Genomic DNA, 16,290 nt, shown 5'->3' on the forward strand with positions numbered 1-16,290 from the left:
GGCTATTCCGCAGGCAGGACGTGCTTGGCCGCGATCGTCCGCGCGGTGTCCGAGTCCGGGCCCGGCTGCGGGACGAAGATCGCCTCGCGGTAGTAGCGCAGCTCGGCGATGGACTCACGGATGTCGGCGAGCGCGCGGTGGTTGCCGTTCTTGTCCGGGCTGTTGAAGTACGCCCGGGGATACCAGCGCCGCGCCAGCTCCTTGATCGAGGAGACGTCGACGATGCGGTAGTGGAGGTACTCCTCCAGCGTTCGCATGTCCCGCAGCAGGAAGCCGCGGTCGGTGCCGACCGAGTTTCCGCACAGCGGAGCCTTGCGGGGCTCCTTGACGTGCTCACGTACGTACGCCAGGACCTGCTCCTCGGCGTCGGCCAGCGTCGTGCCGCCGGCCAGTTCGTCGAGGAGCCCCGAGGCGGTGTGCATGGTGCGCACCACCTCGGGCATGGTCTCCAGCGCCGCGTCCGGCGGGCGGATCACGATGTCCACACCTTCGCCGAGCACGTTCAGTTCCGAGTCGGTGACCAGTGCGGCCACCTCGATAAGTGCGTCGTCCGTCAACGAGAGCCCGGTCATCTCGCAGTCGATCCACACCATGCGATCGTTCATGCGCCCAACCCTACGGCGCGCTCCTCTGGCCGGGCAGGGGAGCACGTCCTGGAGCGTAGACGTCCGAGTGCGGCTTGCCGGGATCGGTGGGCACCGAAGCCGACGGGCCGAGCGCGCTGGCGGCCGCCGTGCGCCGGGTCTGGGACGGCACCGGGCCTGCCTCCACGAGGGTGGGCACGGCCTGCGCCGTCGCCGACACGGACTCCAGCGCCCGCTCGCCCTGTGGCCTGCGGGCGCGGTAGGCGGCCCGGTAGGCGGCGGGGGACGAGCCCAGCTGGCGCCGGAAGTGCCCGCGCAGCGCCACCGGCGAGCGGAAGCCGCAGCGGCCCGCGACCTCGTCGACGGAGTAGTCGGAGGTCTCCAGGAGTCGCTGGGCCTGGAGCACCCGCTGGGTGATCAGCCACTGCAGCGGCGCGCTGCCGGTCAGCGAGCGGAACCTGCGGTCGAAGGTGCGCCTGCTCATGTACGCGCGCGCGGCCAGGGTCTCCACGTCGAACTGTTCGTGGAGGTGTTCCAGGGCCCACGCGACGACCTCGGCGAGCGGGTCGGCGCCGATCTCCTCGGGTAAAGACCTGTCGAGGTAGCGCTCCTGGCCGCCGGCCCGGCGCGGTGGCACCACCAGCCGACGGGCGAGCGCGCCCGCCGCTTCGTTGCCGTGGTCCGTGCGCACGATGTGCAGACAGAGATCAATTCCGGCCGCGGTGCCGGCGCTCGTCAGGACGTCCCCGTCGTCGACGAACAGCTCGCGCGGATCCACGTGGACGGACGGATAACGCTTCGCGAGCGTCGGCGCGTACATCCAGTGGGTGGTCGCCGGGCGCCCGTCGAGCAGCCCCGCCGCGGCGAGTACGAACGCACCGGTGCACAGCCCGACGATGCGGGCGCCCTCCTCGTGCGCGCGCCGCAGCGCGTCCAGCGCCTCCGGTGGTGGCGGCGACGTGATCGACCGCCAGGCCGGTACGACGACGGTGCCTGCCCGCCCGATCGCCTCCAGGCCGTGTGGCGCGGTGAGTTCGAGCCCGCCGGTGGTCCGCAGCGGCCCCTCCTCACCGGCACACACCAGGAGCCGGTAGCGGGGGACGCCGGCGTCCTGCCGGTCGATGCCGAACACGGAGAGCGGTATGGAACTCTCGAAGATGGGACCGCCGCTGAAGAGCAGCACCGCTACGATCTCCCGGCGGCGCCGCCCCGAGAGTTTCCGAGCCGCGGCCTCCGGCGCGGCAATGGAGTCGTGGCTCATGGTGCTAAACCCCCCTCGGTCGTCGCGGCTCCCTGTTCTTGACGTGCTTGCTGGGCCTGTCGCTCCTGCACGTTTCCCCTCGGTCCTCCACCAGTCCCCCGCCGTAATACAGTCAAGATCGAATCTACTGCGTCCCGTGCTGCCGGGGTGACCAGTTCATCACTCGGCAGATTGTCGACATGGCAACTTGGCGTGAAGCATTCGATCACGAAGCGTTGCACTCGCGCGGCCCGCTGGGAAGTGCGCCTTGGCTCCATGGCCGGTCCCCGTAGGGTGCGGACGGCCCGAGAGCACCTTTCAGCCCTGGTCGGACGGGGGTTGAGGGGGCGTTCGGCCAGGGAATCGCCGAGCCTCGGAAGTTGGCTGAAAAGCTACGGGAGCGTGTGTGTGAATCAGTCAGTCCACCGGCGCACTGTCGGCACTTTGACGAGTGCCCCTGTGCGCCCCTGAGGCGGTCCTGCCGTGCCGTCCCCGGCGCCCGTTGTTCTGTTCTGCAAGCAGTCGCGCGGCGCCCCGTTCGGACTGCCGCAGGAGCAGTCGGCAGACCGCGGTGACGGCCACCAGGCCGAGCGCCGACCCGGCGGCGCCGGCCAGCGACGTCCCGTATCCCACGAGGACGACGGGGACGAGGACGCAGCTGAACGCGGCCCAGCGGACCACGTCGCTCGCCGCATCCTGGGCGGGGGCGTCCCGCGGCTCCCGGGTGCGCGGCACGGGCGCCCCGTCGGGCCGGCGCTCGTGCGCCCCCTCGGAGGACCGGCGGCGGCCGTGCGCCGGGCCGGGTCCGCCCTGTTGGGCTCGCTGGGTCCGCTGGGCCCGCTGTGTCTGGGGGCCTTGCTCGGGTGAACCCGGGAAGCGGGTGGAGGGTGGGGACGCGGTCGAGAATCCAGGCACGGCGTGCTCCCTGTGGCGGTGAGGTACGGAGGTTCAACGTCCGGCCACCCGGTGGGTCACTGGGGACGGCGCCGGGTGGCGCCGGACGGGTGGGCAAACCGCCTGTAGGAGGCAGCAACCATTGCCATACGGGCGAGGCTCGTGCATGCTCCGGTGAACGCCGGGAGGCCTGTGCAGGCCCCGGCGGGGCTCCGTGCGGGGCTTTTCGCAGGCTCTGGGCAGGAGAGGAGTGTCGCCGTACCCTTGGGGGTATGGGGTTGGGAAGATGATTCCCGGACGACCTTCCAGGTCATGAACGTGTGCGTCACCTGAAAAAGCCGACCCTCCCACAGAGGACTCCTTCGCCGAGACACCCATGGCCGGTCACGAATTCTCCGAACCCGCGGACCGCAAGAGGCAGGTCGCCGATCCGACAGCGACCCCCCGAGCGGCGGAAGAACCACGCCACTCCTGCGATCCCGCCTTCCAGCACGGCGTCGTCGTCGGCTTCGACGGCTCGACCTCCAGTGAGCGGGCCCTCGCGTACGCGATCGGAATGGCCCACCGCTCGGGCTCGGGTCTGATCATCGTCCACGTCGCCAACCGGCTGCCCACCACCGTGTGGGCCGGCTGCGAGCCGCCGGTCTTCGTGGACGTGCCGGACCACCGCACCGAAGTGCTCGGCCTCGAACTGGCCTGTGCGGAGTACCTCTCCGAGGTGCCGTGGATCCTCGTCGAGCGCGGCGGCGACATCTGTCACGAGCTGGAGGAGGTCGGCCGCGAGTACAGCGCGGACGCGATCGTCGTCGGCTCCACGCACGGCATCGTCGGCCGCATCTTCGGCTCCGTCGCGGGCCGCCTGGCCCGCCGCGCGCAGCGGCCCGTCGTCGTCATCCCGTAACGCCCCGCGGTTACCGGCGAGTTGACCGTTAGCACGTCCAACTCCCGTGGTGGGGAAGTTTTGTGGACAGATAAATCTACTCACGCGTAGAGGTGGTTCGTGCCCTTGTGAAGGGTACATAAGGGTCACTGCGTCGAGTGGCCCACGGTCTTGCCGGGGCGCCCCGCGGGCCGGGGGTGACGGTCACCGGCCGAGGCGGGCGCGGGTCGGGGTAATGGGCGACCCCGGCCCTTCGAGGAACGACCCCCTGTGTGCTGGTGGCACGCACAGGGGGTCGTTCATGTCGCACGTCGTACGGCGGCCTCGGTGCGCCGCCGTCCCGGTGGTCCTACTCGACCGTCACGGACTTCGCGAGGTTGCGCGGCTTGTCGATGTCCCGGCCGAGCGCCAACGCCGTGTGGTAGGCGAGGAGTTGGAGCGGGATGCCCATCAGGATCGGGTCCAGCTCGTCCTCGTTCTTCGGGACGACGATCGTCTGGTCGGCCTTCTCCTGCTCCTGGTGCGCGACCGCGAGGATCTTGCCGCTGCGGGCCTTGATCTCCTCCAGGGCGGCGCGGTTTTTCTCCAGGAGGTCGTCGTTCGGGACGATCGCGACCGTCGGGAGCGCGGGCTCGATGAGCGCGAGCGGTCCGTGCTTGAGCTCGGACGCGGGGTAGGCCTCGGCGTGGATGTACGAGACCTCCTTGAGCTTGAGCGAGGCCTCGCGGGCGACGGGGTAGCCGCGTACGCGCCCGATGAAGAGCATCGAGCGGGCCTCCGCGTACCCCTTCGCGATCTTCTTGATCTCGTCCTCCTGCTTGAGGATCTCCGAGATCTGTCCCGGCAGCTTGCGCAGGCCCTCGATGATCCGCTTGCCGTCGGAGACCGACAGGTCGCGGATGCGGCCCAGGTGCAGGGCGAGCAGGCCGAAGGCGACCGTGGTGTTGGTGAAGCACTTGGTCGAGACGACGCAGACCTCCGGGCCCGCGTGGACGTACACGCCCGCGTCGGCCTCGCGGGCGATCGCGGAGCCGACGACGTTCACGACGCCGAGGACGCGGGCGCCCTTGCGCTTGAGCTCCTGGACGGCGGCGAGCACGTCGTACGTCTCGCCGGACTGGGAGACCGCGATGTAGAGGGTGTCGGGGTCCACCACCGGGTTGCGGTAGCGGAACTCGGACGCGGGCTCCGCGTCGGCGGGGATGCGGGCCAGCTCCTCGATCATCTGGGCGCCGATCATGCCCGCGTGGTACGAGGTGCCGCAGCCGAGGATCTTGACGCGGCGCACCTTGCGGGCGTCGTGCGCGTCCAGGTTCAGGCCGCCGAGGTGCACGGTGGAGAAGCGGTCGTCGATGCGGCCGCGAAGGACGCGGTCCACGGCGTCGGGCTGCTCGAAGATCTCCTTGTGCATGTACGTGTCGTGGCCGCCCATGTCGTACGACTCGGCCTCCCACTCCACGGTGGTCGGCGAGGCGGTCGTGCGCGAGCCCTCGGTCGTGTACGTGCGGTAGTCGTCGGCCTTGATGGTGGCCATCTCACCGTCGTCGAGGGTGACGACCTGACGGGTGTGCGAGACGAGCGCGGCGACGTCCGAGGCGACGAACATCTCCTTCTCGCCGATGCCGAGGACGACGGGGGAGCCGTTGCGGGCGACGACGATGCGGTCGCTGAAGTCGGCGTGCAGGACGGCGATGCCGTACGTGCCCTCGATGTGGCGCAGGGCCTCGCGGACCTTCTCCTCCAGGGTGTCGGCCTGGGCGCGGGCGACGAGGTGGGTGAGGACCTCGGTGTCCGTCTCGGAGAGGAACTCGACGCCGTCGGCGGTGAGCTTGGCGCGCAGCTCGGAGGCGTTGTCGATGATGCCGTTGTGGACGACGGCGACCTTGTTGTCGCCCGACATGTGCGGGTGGGCGTTCTCGTCGGAGGGGGCGCCGTGGGTGGCCCAGCGGGTGTGGGCGATGCCGGTCGTGCCCTTGAAGCGGGCGGGGACCTTCGCCTCCAGGTCACGGACGCGGCCCTTGGCCTTGACCATCTTCAGGCCGGCGGCCTTGGGGCCGGTGATGACGACGCCCGCGGAGTCGTAGCCGCGGTACTCCAGGCGCTGGAGGCCTTCGAGGAGGAGGGGGGCTACGTCACGCTTGCCGATGTATCCGACGATTCCGCACATGGAGGGATTCCTAGCCGTAGACGATGCGGCGCAGCTGCCTGAGCGTGAGCTCCGGCGGCGCGACCGCGCGGTATTCGAGATCTGCCGAGATCTGCTGGAAGATCGCCGCGTTGAGCAGGCCCTGACCCTGCAGCTCGCGGTGGCGGCGACGGACGAACGCTTCGGTCGTCTCGTCGAAGTAGGCGAGCACGTCCTGGATGACCCGCAGCGCTTCGCCCCGCTGGAGCGGGGTGCTGCGGGTGAGGTGGTCCACCAGGTCGTCGTGCATTCGTTGATCCTGGGGTATCGCATGCCCATTCGCAAGAATCCTGCCCGGAATCGGGCAGGACCGTGTCGGAATCGGTGTTCACATGCGCCGGAGGACCGCCTGCTTGGCCGTCGCGAACTCCTCCGCGGTGAGGATTCCGGCCTGGTGGAGCTCGCCGAGCTCGCGCAGCCTGCGCAGCAGGGCGTCGTGGTCGTCGACCGGGGCCTGCGGCGCCGCGGCCGGGGTTCCGGCGGGCGCCGCCGTGAGCGTCTTGGGGGCGGCGGGGGCCGCGGGGTGCGGCAGGCGGACCTGGACGGCGGCCGCCACCAGCGCCATCAGCGGGTCCTTCTTGAAGCCCCACAGTTCGACGGAGTTCGGGTCGTACTTCGCCGGGGCCTTGGTCGGGGCGTTCCTCACGGTGAACCGGAGGTGGCCGTTCTCCAGGCCGACCGCGGGCTGCCACTCCACGGCCGCGACGTCGGCGAGCGCCAGCGACCGCGTGCCGGTCGCCGCCTTCGCCTCCTCCGTCTTCCAGTTCCACTCCAGGCGGACGGTCTCCCCGTCGAAGCTCGCCGTGGCGTCCCCGGCGGAGACGGACAGCGGCACGGAAGGGCCGGCGAGGAGGTACGCGTCGCAGGGCGTGGCCGGCACCTGTTCGATCAGAAGGGCGTTGCGGACCTCGTCGACCAGATACTCCGCGACGCCGTACCGGTCGGGATCGACGTGCAGCTGGTACGGGTCCGCCGCGTCCGCCAGCTTCCCGCCCGCCGCCTGGAGCAGCGGATCGGCGCCGTCGCGCAGGCGCAGCCGCAACCGGCCCGACTTCTTGCCCTGTTCGACGGCGATGCCCGCCAACGCCCGGAGCGGCACCGTCAGTTCGCCCAGCGTCCTGCGCAGCAGGGAGACGTTCTTGTCGTGGCCCGGCACCAGGCGCAGCGTCTCTCCGTCGAAGGTCCACGTGCCGTCGCGCTGGATGATTTCCGCCATGCGGGGATTCTCGCACCGCCCCCTCGGATACCTGGTCTGCACCCCTTGACCCCTCGCGGGGCCCGAGCTTCCAATGAGGACCGTTCGATTGCGATGCACCACAGATGCGCCACGCGCCACCACAGACGCGCCGCACACGTGCCCCACCGCGGCGCCGGCCCGTCGGAGGGAACCGCTTGTGAGACCGCAGGCAAGATCGACACGACCGACACGACTACTCGGCGCGCTGCTGCTCGTGGCGGCCGCCGGAATCTCCTCGTTCGCCGCCGCGCCCGCCCCCCGGCAGGCGGAGCCGCCACCCGTCACCCCGCTCGGCCAGGTCGTGCCCGCGCCCCTGAAGGCCGAGGCGGGCGGGGCCGGATACGAGATCACCGCCAGGACCCGGATCCTCGTCGGCAAGGGCAACGCGGCGGAACGGCGTGCGGGCGAGTACCTCGCCCGGGTGCTGCGGCCCTCCACCGGTTACCGGCTCCCGGTCACCACCGGCAAGGGCGGTGACGGCATCCGGCTGCGCATCAGCGCCGAGCCGGCGAACAAGGCGCTCGGCGACGAGGGGTACCGCGTCGTCTCCGCCCGCGACTCCCTCACCATCACCTCCTGGACGGGCGCCGGGCTCTTCCACGGCGTCCAGACGGTGCGCCAGCAGCTGCCCGCCGCCGCGGAACGGACGACGCGGCAGCCGGGCCCGTGGCGGATCGCGGGCGGCACCATCAAGGACATGCCGCGCTACGGCTACCGCTCCACCATGCTCGACGTCTCCCGGCACTTCTTCACCGTCGACCAGGTCAAGCGCTACATCGACCGGGCCGCCCTCTACAAGATGAACAAGCTGCACCTGCACCTGAGCGACGACCAGGGCTGGCGCATCGCCATCGACTCCTGGCCGCGGCTCACGACGTACGGCGGGTCCACGCAGGTCGGCGGCGGCACGGGCGGCTTCTACACGAAGGCGCAGTACAAGGAGATCGTCGACTACGCCGCGTCGCGGTACCTGGAGGTCGTCCCCGAGATAGACATGCCGGGGCACACCAACGCCGCGCTCGCCTCGTACGCCGCACTGAACTGCGACGGCGTCGCACCGCCGCTCTACACCGGCACCGAGGTCGGCTTCAGCTCGCTGTGCGTGAAGAAGGACGTCACGTACGACTTCGTGGACGACGTCATCCGCGAGCTCGCCGCGATGACGCCCGGCAAGTACCTGCACATCGGCGGCGACGAGGCACACTCCACCAGCCACGAGGACTTCGTCGCGTTCATGGACAAGGTGCAGCCGGTGGTCGCCAAGTACGGCAAGACGGTGGTGGGCTGGCACCAGCTGACCGGCGCCAAGCCCGCCGCGGGCGCCGTCGCGCAGTACTGGGGCTACGACAGGACGGGTGCCGCCGAGCGCGAGCAGGTCGTGAACGCCGCGAAGAACGGCACCAAGTTGGTCCTCTCGCCGGCCGACCGCGCCTACCTCGACCACAAGTACACCAAGGACACCCCGCTCGGGCTGTCCTGGGCGGGCTACGTCGAGGTGCGGCGGTCCTACGACTGGGACCCGGGGACGTATCTGGCGGGCGCTCCGGCGGACGCGGTCATGGGCGTCGAGGCACCGCTGTGGTCGGAGACCCTCTCGACCTCCGCGCACCTGGACTACATGGCGTTCCCGCGGCTGCCCGGCATCGCCGAGCTGGGCTGGTCGCCCGCGGCCACGCACGACTGGGACACGTACAAGGTCCGGCTCGCCGCGCAGGCCCCGCGCTGGGACGCCCTCGGCATCGGCTACTACCGGTCGCCGCAGGTGCCCTGGCCCGCGAAGTGACGACGTGACGGGGACGGGCGCCCCGGAGGACCGTCTCCGGGGCGCCCGTCGGCTCGGAGGACCGCGGACCGGAAGCGCTCACGGGTGCAGAAGCTCAGCAGGGCCTCCTTCTCGGGCTTCTGCACGACCGTCTCGGCGCGGAAGCCGACGGCCTCGATGAGGGAGAGCGTCGACGTGTCGCGCAGGTCGGGCTCCATCACGACCCGCTGGGCCGCCGGGTCGGCGAACAGCTCCCGCAGCACCGCGGTGAGCGCGCCGCGGCTGAAGCCGGGGACGCGGACGTCGTGGGGCGCGGTGAGGAAGTGCAGGCCCACGTCGCCGGGGAGCGGCTCGTAGAGGCCGACGAGCTCGATGTGCGCGGGGTCGTAGCGCTCCACAAGGAACGAGGGCGCGCCCTCGTGCAGGCCGAGGAACGCGTCGCGGTGCTCGGCGGCGGCGATCGCCATGTACGTGCGCTCGACGTCGGTCAGCGTGGCGTGCTGCATCAGCCAGTACGCGGCCCTGGGGTGGGTGAGCCAGCCGTGCACCAGTTCCGCGTCGGTCAGCGGGTCGAGAGGGCGCAGCGTGAAGCCGTCGTCCGTACGGGTGCGGGGCCGGAAGTCAGCAAGCGCGATCAATGGTCTCTCCCAAGTACTGCTCGGCGTGGCCGGCGATCAGTTCGAGGACGGCCGTGATGTCGGCGATGGTCGTCCCCGGGTTGAGCAGGGTGAACTTCAGGAACTGTCGGTCGCCCACCTTGGCGCCCGCCACCACGGCGTCCCCGGCGGCGCACAGGGCCTTGCGGGCGTACAGGTTGGCGCGGTCGATCGTGGCGGGGGCGCAGATCGCGGCGGGGATGTAGCGGAAGGCGAGGGTGGACAGCTGGGGTTCGGCGACGACGTCGAACCGGGGGTCGGCGACGAGCCGTTTCCAGCCCTCGGTGGCCAGCTCGCAGACGTCGTCGAAGAGGTCACCGACGCCGTCCGCGCCCATCACGCGCAGCGTCATCCACAGCTTGAGCGCGTCGAAGCGCCGGGTCGTGCGCAGAGACTCGGCGGCCTGGTCGGGGACGCGCCCGCGGTGTGTCGCGCGGGACAGCGTCGCCCGGTCGCGCACCAGGAGCGCCGACGAACTCACCGGCTGGAAGAAGGACTTGTGGTAGTCCACGGTGACGGAGTCGGCGTGCTCGATGCCGTCGAGGAGGTGGCGGTACTTGCGCGAGGCGAGCAGCCCGCAGCCGTACGCGGCGTCGACGTGCAGCCACGTGCCGTACCGCGCGCACAGCTCGGCGATCTCGGGCAGCGGGTCGATGGAGCCGAAGTCGGCGGTGCCCGCGGTGGCGACGACCGCCATGGGGGAGAGGCCGTCGCGCCCGCAGTGCTCCAGGGCGCGGGCGAGGGCCACGGTCTGCATGCGCTTGTTCCGGTCGGTGGGCAGGCTCACGATGGCGTCCTCGCCGAGGCCGAGCACCCGGGCCGCCCGGCGGATGCCGGGGTGTGCGGCCTCCGAGGTGACGATGCGCAGGGTCGCGGGGTCCCGGTCCCCGGCCGCCTCGCGGGCGAGCAGCAGGGCCTGCAGGTCGGACTCGCCGCCGCCGGTGAACACGCCGTCGGCGGCCGGGCCGAGGCCGACGCGCCCGGCGGTCCAGTCGATGACGCGGCGTTCGATGAGGGTGGCGCCCGCGGACCGGTCCCAGGTGTCGAGGGAGGAGTTGACGGCGCTGAGCACGGCTTCGCCCAGGACGGCGGGGATGACGGCGGGGGCGTGCAGGTGCGCGAGGTGGCGCGGGTGGTGGAAGTGGACCGCGTCGCGCAGGTACAGCTCGTCGAGTTCGTCGAGCGCGGCGACGGTGTCGTGCAGGGGCTCGTCCAGGTCGACGGCCTCGATGCGGGGCGCGAGGCCGTCGGCGGTCATCCCGGTGGGCGGCCGGGAGGTGGTGGCGAGCCGGGCGGCCACCCGCTCGACCCCTTCGGTCACGGAGCTGCGGTACCGCTCCGCGGTGGTGTCATTGAGCAGGTGCGAGCGCATGGACGGCCCCTCCAGGTGAGGTAAGTAAGGTAAGCCTAACCTAACCTCTCCGGGTCGTGGGTTCGGGGCATGAAAACGGAACTGCCCCCTCCGTGGCGGAGGGGGCAGCCGGGTGAACCGTGGGCACGGGGGCCCTACTTGAGCTTCTTGGCCTTCTCGATCGCGTCGGCGAGGTCCTCCAGGATCGGCGCGCACTTGTCGTACGAGAAGATGGGCTCGGCGACGCGCGGGATGACCTGTCCCGCCTTGACCGCGGGGAGCTTGCGCCAGGTCGGCTTCGACTTGTCGAGCTCGGCGGGCTGGAGGGCGGAGGAGCGGTTGTCCATCATGATGACGTCCGCGTCGTACTGGTCGACGTTCTCCCAGCTGAGGTTCTCGAACCAGCCGCCGGACGCCTTCTTCGCCTTCTCCGGCGGCTCGACGAGGTTCACGCCGAGCGCCTTGAAGTACTCCAGGTCGACGGAGAGGTTCGAGCCGGAGACGTAGAACAGGTCCTGGCTGCCGGAGCCGACGAGGACCTTGATGTCCTTGCGCGCCTTGGCGACCTTGCGCAGCCGCTCGGACGCGGCCTCGAAGCGCTTCTTCGCCTTGACGGCCTTGTCGGACCGCACGTCCGCACCGAGCGACTCGGCGAGCGCCTGGATGCGCTGCAGCGGCTGGGTCAGCTGTCGGTCGTACACGCTGATGCCGACGCTGGGGGCGAACTTGAGGATCTTGTCCTTGCTCTCCTCGGGGACGTACCAGAGGGTTCCCTTGTCGTCGAACATGGTGGAGATCAGCACGTCCGGGGCGAGGCTCGCGTACTTCTCGATGTTGAACTGGCCCCAGGCGTTGCCGATGACCGTCAGCTTGCTGACGTCCATGTCGCCGGCCTGGACGTCGGGCTTGCCCTCCTTGGTCGTGGTCGGGCCGAAAACGCCCTTGACCTCGATGCCGTAGTCGAACAGGGCGGCGGCGACGCCGGTGAACGCCACGATGTTCTTCGGCGTCGCGTCGCGCTTCGCGGTCGTGCCGCGGTCGTCCTTGAAGCTCCAGGGGCCGGTCTTGCCGCCGCCCTCGGCCTTGCCGGACCCGTCCTTCTTCTCGGTGCCGCAGGCCGCCAGGGCGGCGGTGAGGCCGAGGGCGCCACCGGCGGCGAGGATGCCGCGACGGGAGGGCTGGGGGAAGCGGGCCTGGGGCATGAGGGTCTCTGCTTTCGTGGACGTACGGCGACGGGGCCGCTGGCCGGAACTAGAGCTTAGGCTAACCTAAGCTAACTCCGGATCCAGTGGCCCCTCGCGTCACCTCCGCCGCACGGACCCAGGCTCTCAGCCCGCGAAGCCCAGCTCCCTGGCGATCAGCATGCGCTGCACCTCGCTCGTGCCCTCGCCGATCTCCAGGATCTTGGAGTCCCGCCACATGCGCGCCACCGGGTACTCGTTCATGAAGCCGTACCCGCCGTGGATCTGCGTGGCCTCGCGGGCGTTGTCCACCGCGACCGTCGAGGAGTAGAGCTTGGCGATGGCCGCCTGCTTCTTGAAGGGTTCGCCCGCGACCAGGCGCGACGCCGCGTCGTGCCAGCCGACCCGGGCCATGTGCGCCCGCGTCTCCATGTCGGCGATCTTGAACTGGATGGCCTGGTTCGCGCCGATCGGCCTGCCGAAGGCGTGCCGCTCCTTGGCGTACTTCACGGACTCGTCCACACAGCCCTGGGCGAGACCGGTGGCGAGTGCGGAGATCGCGACGCGGCCCTCGTCGAGGATGTGCAGGAACTGGGCGTACCCGCGGCCCTCCTGGCCCAGCAGGTTCGCGGCGGGCACCCGGACGTCGGAGAAGGACAGCTCACGGGTGTCCGAGGCGTTCCACCCCACCTTCGAGTAGGGCGCGGCCACGGTGAAGCCGGGCGTCCCGGACGGCACGATGATCGAGGAGATCAGCGGGCGGCCGTCCTCCTTGCGGCCGGTGACGGCGGTGACCGTGACCAGGCCGGTGATGTCCGTACCCGAGTTGGTGATGAAGCACTTGGAGCCGTTGATCACCCAGTCGTCGCCGTCGCGCACCGCCGTCGTGCGCGTGCCGCCCGCGTCCGAACCGCACTCCGGCTCGGTCAGACCGAACGCGCCGAGGATCTCGCCCGAGCAGAGCCGCGGCAGCCACGCGCGCTTCTGCTCCTCGGTGCCGAAGAGGTGGACCGGCATGGCGCCGAGGGAGACGCCCGCCTCCAGGGTGATGGCCACGGAGGAGTCGACGCGGGCGAGCTCCTCCAGGGCGATGCCGAGCGCGAAGTAGTCGCCGCCCATCCCGCCGTACTCCTCCGGGAAGGGCAGGCCGAACAGGCCCATGCGGCCCATCTCGCGGACGATCTCGTAGGGGAACTCGTGCCGCTCGTAGAAGTCGCCGATCTTGGGGGCGACGACGTCGTGGGCGAACGCCTCGACCGTGCGGCGCAGTTCCTCGTGCTCGGGGCTCAGACGGTGGTCCATCGTTGTTCACTGCTCCTGGTGGGAGGCGGTCTGCCCGGTCCGCTCGTCGTGGGAGCGGGCCGTGAGGGCACGGACGGTGCGGGACGGGCTCGGCCGGCCCAGCTGGTCGGCCATCCAGGCGCTGGTGGCGCTGAGGCGGACGAGGTCGACCCCGGTGTCGATGCCGAGGCCGTGCAGCATCCAGACGAGGTCTTCGGTGGCGAGGTTCCCGGTGGCGCTCTTCGCGTACGGGCAGCCGCCGAGGCCGCCCGCCGACGCGTCCACCGTGGTCACGCCGTGCTGCAGCGCGGCGAGGGTGTTGGTGAGCGCCTGGCCGTACGTGTCGTGGAAGTGCACGCCGATGCGCTCGGTCGGCACCTGCACCGCGTTGAGCGCGGCGAGCATCGCGGAGACGTGGCCCGGCGTGGCCACCCCGATGGTGTCGCCGAGGCTCAGCTCGTCACAGCCCATGTCGAGCAGCGCGCGGCAGACGCGGACGACCTTGGAGATCGGCACGGCGCCCTCCCAGGGGTCGCCGAAGCACATCGAGAGATAGCCGCGGACGTGCACACCCTGCTCGCGGGCGCGGGCGACCACCGGGGCGAACATCGCGAGGGCCTCGTCCACCGTGCGGTTGAGGTTGGCCTTGGCGAACGACTCGGTGGCGCTGGCGAAGACGCCGACGCGGTGCGCGCCGAGCGCGAGGGCGCGGTCCAGGCCGCGTTCGTTCGGCACGAGGACCGGCAGGTGTACGCCCTGCAGGTCGCCGAGGAGCGGGAAAAGACGCTCGGCGTCGGCCAGTTGGGGCACCCACTTGGGGTGCACGAAGCTGGTCGCCTCGACGGTGGTCAGGCCCGCGTCGGCGAGGCGGTGGATGAACTCCGCCTTGATCTCGGTGGGGACGACCGCCTTCTCGTTCTGCAGGCCGTCGCGGGCACCCACTTCGTGGATGCGGACGCGGGTGGGCAGGCCCCGGGTCGGCACGACCATGGGGAGCGGCGCGGAGCCCAGTTCGAGCGGCTCGTCCTGCGCGGCCGTCGGGTCGGTGCCGGTCATTCCTGCTCCTCCTCGGGGGTGACGACGGCGAGGACCTGGTCCATGGCGACGGTCGTGCCCGGGGTGACGTCGAGCTCGGTGACGGTGCCCGCGTGCGGGGCGGAGATGACGTGCTCCATCTTCATCGCCTCGACGACCAGGAGGCTCTGGCCCGCGGCCACCCGGTCGCCGGGGGAGACCTTGACGACGGTGACGGTGCCGGGCATGGGGGCGGTGAGGGCGTCGGCCCCCGCGTGCGCGGCGCCGGTGAGGGAGGCGGCCACCGGATCGTGGTCCTGGATGTGCCAGGCGTCGCCGTCGCGGCCGAGCCAGTCGCCCGTGCGGTGGAAGGTGTGCAGGGTGCCGTCGACGGTGACGCGCACCTGGTCGGGGGTCACGGTGTGGCCGGTGCCGCGGAGGCGGTGCGTGACGGGTTCGAGTCCCGCGGCCTTGAGCCAGTGCGACACGGGCACCGGGGTGCCGCCGAGCCGCCAGCCGCTCGGCACGGAGAACGGGTCGGTCCAGCCGTCGCCCGCGGGCTTCAGGGCGTCCTCGCGCACCGCGGCCGCCGCCTCGTACACCTCGTGGGGCACGCCGTCCGGCACCAGGCCGTCCGCCTCCCGCTCCACCAGGCCGGTGTCCAACTCGCCCGCGAGGACCGCCGGGTGGGCGAGGAGCCTGCGCAGGAAGCCCGCGTTCGTCGGCACGCCGAGGGTGACCGTGTCCGCGAGGGCGGCGCGCAGCCTGCGCAGGGCGGTGGCGCGGTCGGGGCCGTACGCGATGACCTTCGACAGCATCGGGTCGTAGAGACTGCCGACCTCCGTGCCCTCGCTCAGGCCGGAGTCGGTGCGCACGCCGTCGCCCCGCGGCTCGTGCAGCGAGAGGACCGTGCCGCCCGAGGGGAGGAACCCGCGCGCGGGGTCCTCCGCGCAGATGCGGGCCTCCACCGCGTGCCCGGTGAGGGTGATGTCGTCCTGGGTGAACGGCAGCGGCTCGCCCGCCGCCACGCGCAGCTGCCACTCCACGAGGTCGAGGCCGGTGATGAGCTCCGTGACGGGGTGCTCCACCTGGAGGCGGGTGTTCATCTCCATGAAGTAGTACGACGAGGGGTCGCCGCCGGGGACGATGAACTCCACGGTGCCCGCGCCCGCGTACCCGCACGAGCGGGCCGCCTGCACCGCGGCCTCGCCCATCGCCGCGCGCGTGGCCTCGTCGAGGAGCACGCTGGGCGCCTCCTCGATGATCTTCTGGTGGCGGCGCTGCAGGGAGCACTCGCGCTCGCCGAGGTGCACCACGTTCCCGTGGCCGTCCGCGAGGACCTGGATCTCGATGTGCCGGGGGCGGTCGACCCAGCGCTCCACGAGCAGCGTGTCGTCGCCGAAGGAGGCACGGGCCTCACGGCGGGCCGCAGCGATCTCGTCGGCGAGGAGTGCCTCGTCACGGACCAGGCGCATGCCCTTGCCGCCGCCGCCCGCACTCGGCTTGAGCAGCACCGGGGTGCCGATCTCGCGGGCGGAGTCGGCGAGTTGGGCGTCGGTCAGGCCGCTGCCCGAGGAGCCGGGCACGACCGGCACGCCGGCCGCCCGCACGGTCGCCTTGGCGCGGATCTTGTCGCCCATGAGGGAGATGGCCCCGGCGGGCGGGCCGATGAAGGTCAGGCCGGCGTCGGCGCAGGCCTGCGCGAACTCCGCGTTCTCCGCGAGGAAGCCGTATCCCGGGTGGACCGCCTGGGCACCGGACTTCGCCGCCGCCTCCAGGAGGCGTGTCACGGACAGATAGCTCTCGGTGGCCGGTGCCGGGCCGATCCGCACCGCGGTGTCGGCCTCGCGCACGTGCCGGGCGTCCGCGTCCGCGTCGCTGAACACGGCGACCGAGCGGACGCCGAGCTGCCGCAGCGTGCGGATGACGCGGACGGCGATCTCGCCGCGGTTGGCGACGAGCACCGTGTCGAACATGGTCCCTCTCCCCGGGGTGGTCCCTTGCTGGAAGTCGCTCATCGTCCGC

The 16,290-nt window shown here is 71.3% G+C and carries 14 protein-coding genes; 2 read left to right on the forward strand and 12 right to left on the reverse strand.

The window, feature by feature from the left end; genetic code table 11:
• Positions 1 to 2: 2 nt before the first annotated feature.
• The 3 genes from orn to ACZ69I_RS00815 all read right to left on the reverse strand — a co-directional run bounded on the left by orn (position 3) and on the right by ACZ69I_RS00815 (position 2,559).
• Positions 3 to 605, reverse strand: coding sequence for an oligoribonuclease (orn, locus tag ACZ69I_RS00805; RefSeq protein WP_467669488.1), 603 nt, complete (start codon positions 603 to 605; stop codon positions 3 to 5).
• A 10-nt stretch (positions 606 to 615) separates the two neighbouring features.
• Positions 616 to 1,845 (reverse strand): helix-turn-helix domain-containing protein, encoded by a 1,230-nt coding sequence (locus ACZ69I_RS00810; RefSeq protein WP_467669486.1) that lies wholly within the window; start codon positions 1,843 to 1,845, stop codon positions 616 to 618.
• Between the two features lie 396 nt (positions 1,846 to 2,241).
• Complete coding sequence (locus ACZ69I_RS00815; RefSeq protein WP_467669484.1) at positions 2,242 to 2,559, reverse strand: hypothetical protein; 318 nt, start codon at positions 2,557 to 2,559, stop codon at positions 2,242 to 2,244.
• A gap of 535 nt (positions 2,560 to 3,094) precedes the next feature.
• Between ACZ69I_RS00815 and ACZ69I_RS00820 the strand changes: the two genes are divergently transcribed.
• Positions 3,095 to 3,619 carry a universal stress protein gene (locus tag ACZ69I_RS00820; RefSeq protein WP_467669482.1) on the forward strand — a complete coding sequence of 175 codons (525 nt, stop codon included), beginning with the start codon at positions 3,095 to 3,097 and terminating at the stop codon, positions 3,617 to 3,619.
• 328 nt (positions 3,620 to 3,947) lie between these two features.
• Here ACZ69I_RS00820 and glmS read toward each other — a convergent pair whose 3' ends face one another.
• The 3 genes from glmS to ACZ69I_RS00835 all read right to left on the reverse strand — a co-directional run bounded on the left by glmS (position 3,948) and on the right by ACZ69I_RS00835 (position 6,999).
• The gene (glmS, locus tag ACZ69I_RS00825; RefSeq protein ID WP_470829865.1) at positions 3,948 to 5,765 is read right to left on the reverse strand and encodes a glutamine--fructose-6-phosphate transaminase (isomerizing); all 1,818 of its coding nucleotides are present in this window, start codon (positions 5,763 to 5,765) and stop codon (positions 3,948 to 3,950) included.
• A 10-nt stretch (positions 5,766 to 5,775) separates the two neighbouring features.
• Positions 5,776 to 6,033, reverse strand: a complete 258-nt coding sequence (locus ACZ69I_RS00830; protein WP_055551860.1) for a hypothetical protein — start codon at positions 6,031 to 6,033, stop codon at positions 5,776 to 5,778.
• A gap of 78 nt (positions 6,034 to 6,111) precedes the next feature.
• The gene (locus ACZ69I_RS00835; RefSeq protein WP_470829867.1) at positions 6,112 to 6,999 is read right to left on the reverse strand and encodes a DUF4429 domain-containing protein; all 888 of its coding nucleotides are present in this window, start codon (positions 6,997 to 6,999) and stop codon (positions 6,112 to 6,114) included.
• Between the two features lie 73 nt (positions 7,000 to 7,072).
• On the opposite strand from ACZ69I_RS00835, the gene ACZ69I_RS00840 reads away from it, so the two are divergent.
• Complete coding sequence (locus ACZ69I_RS00840) at positions 7,073 to 8,803, forward strand: beta-N-acetylhexosaminidase (RefSeq protein ID WP_470829869.1); 1,731 nt, start codon at positions 7,073 to 7,075, stop codon at positions 8,801 to 8,803.
• Here ACZ69I_RS00840 and ACZ69I_RS00845 read toward each other — a convergent pair.
• The 6 genes from ACZ69I_RS00845 to ACZ69I_RS00870 form a co-directional block, all read right to left on the reverse strand.
• Complete coding sequence (locus ACZ69I_RS00845) at positions 8,767 to 9,420, reverse strand: GNAT family N-acetyltransferase (RefSeq protein ID WP_470829870.1); 654 nt, start codon at positions 9,418 to 9,420, stop codon at positions 8,767 to 8,769. The two genes, ACZ69I_RS00840 and ACZ69I_RS00845, sit on opposite strands and share 37 nt — an antisense overlap.
• Positions 9,404 to 10,810, reverse strand: coding sequence for a pyridoxal phosphate-dependent decarboxylase family protein (locus ACZ69I_RS00850; protein ID WP_470829872.1), 1,407 nt, complete (start codon positions 10,808 to 10,810; stop codon positions 9,404 to 9,406). Before ACZ69I_RS00850 ends, ACZ69I_RS00845 begins: the two co-directional genes overlap by 17 nt.
• 134 nt (positions 10,811 to 10,944) lie before the next feature.
• Entirely contained in the window at positions 10,945 to 11,991 is a 1,047-nt protein-coding gene (locus ACZ69I_RS00855) for an ABC transporter substrate-binding protein (RefSeq protein WP_470829874.1), read from the reverse strand.
• 126 nt (positions 11,992 to 12,117) lie between these two features.
• Complete coding sequence (locus tag ACZ69I_RS00860; protein WP_467669468.1) at positions 12,118 to 13,272, reverse strand: acyl-CoA dehydrogenase family protein; 1,155 nt, start codon at positions 13,270 to 13,272, stop codon at positions 12,118 to 12,120.
• A gap of 6 nt (positions 13,273 to 13,278) precedes the next feature.
• Positions 13,279 to 14,307: a hydroxymethylglutaryl-CoA lyase gene (locus ACZ69I_RS00865; RefSeq protein ID WP_467669466.1), complete on the reverse strand. Its 1,029-nt coding sequence runs from the start codon at positions 14,305 to 14,307 to the stop codon at positions 13,279 to 13,281.
• Positions 14,304 to 16,241, reverse strand: coding sequence for an acetyl/propionyl/methylcrotonyl-CoA carboxylase subunit alpha (locus tag ACZ69I_RS00870; protein ID WP_470829875.1), 1,938 nt, complete (start codon positions 16,239 to 16,241; stop codon positions 14,304 to 14,306). Before ACZ69I_RS00870 ends, ACZ69I_RS00865 begins: the two co-directional genes overlap by 4 nt.
• Positions 16,242 to 16,290: the final 49 nt, after the last annotated feature.

The sequence above is a fragment of the Streptomyces sp. NPDC036815 genome (genome assembly GCF_055609205.1).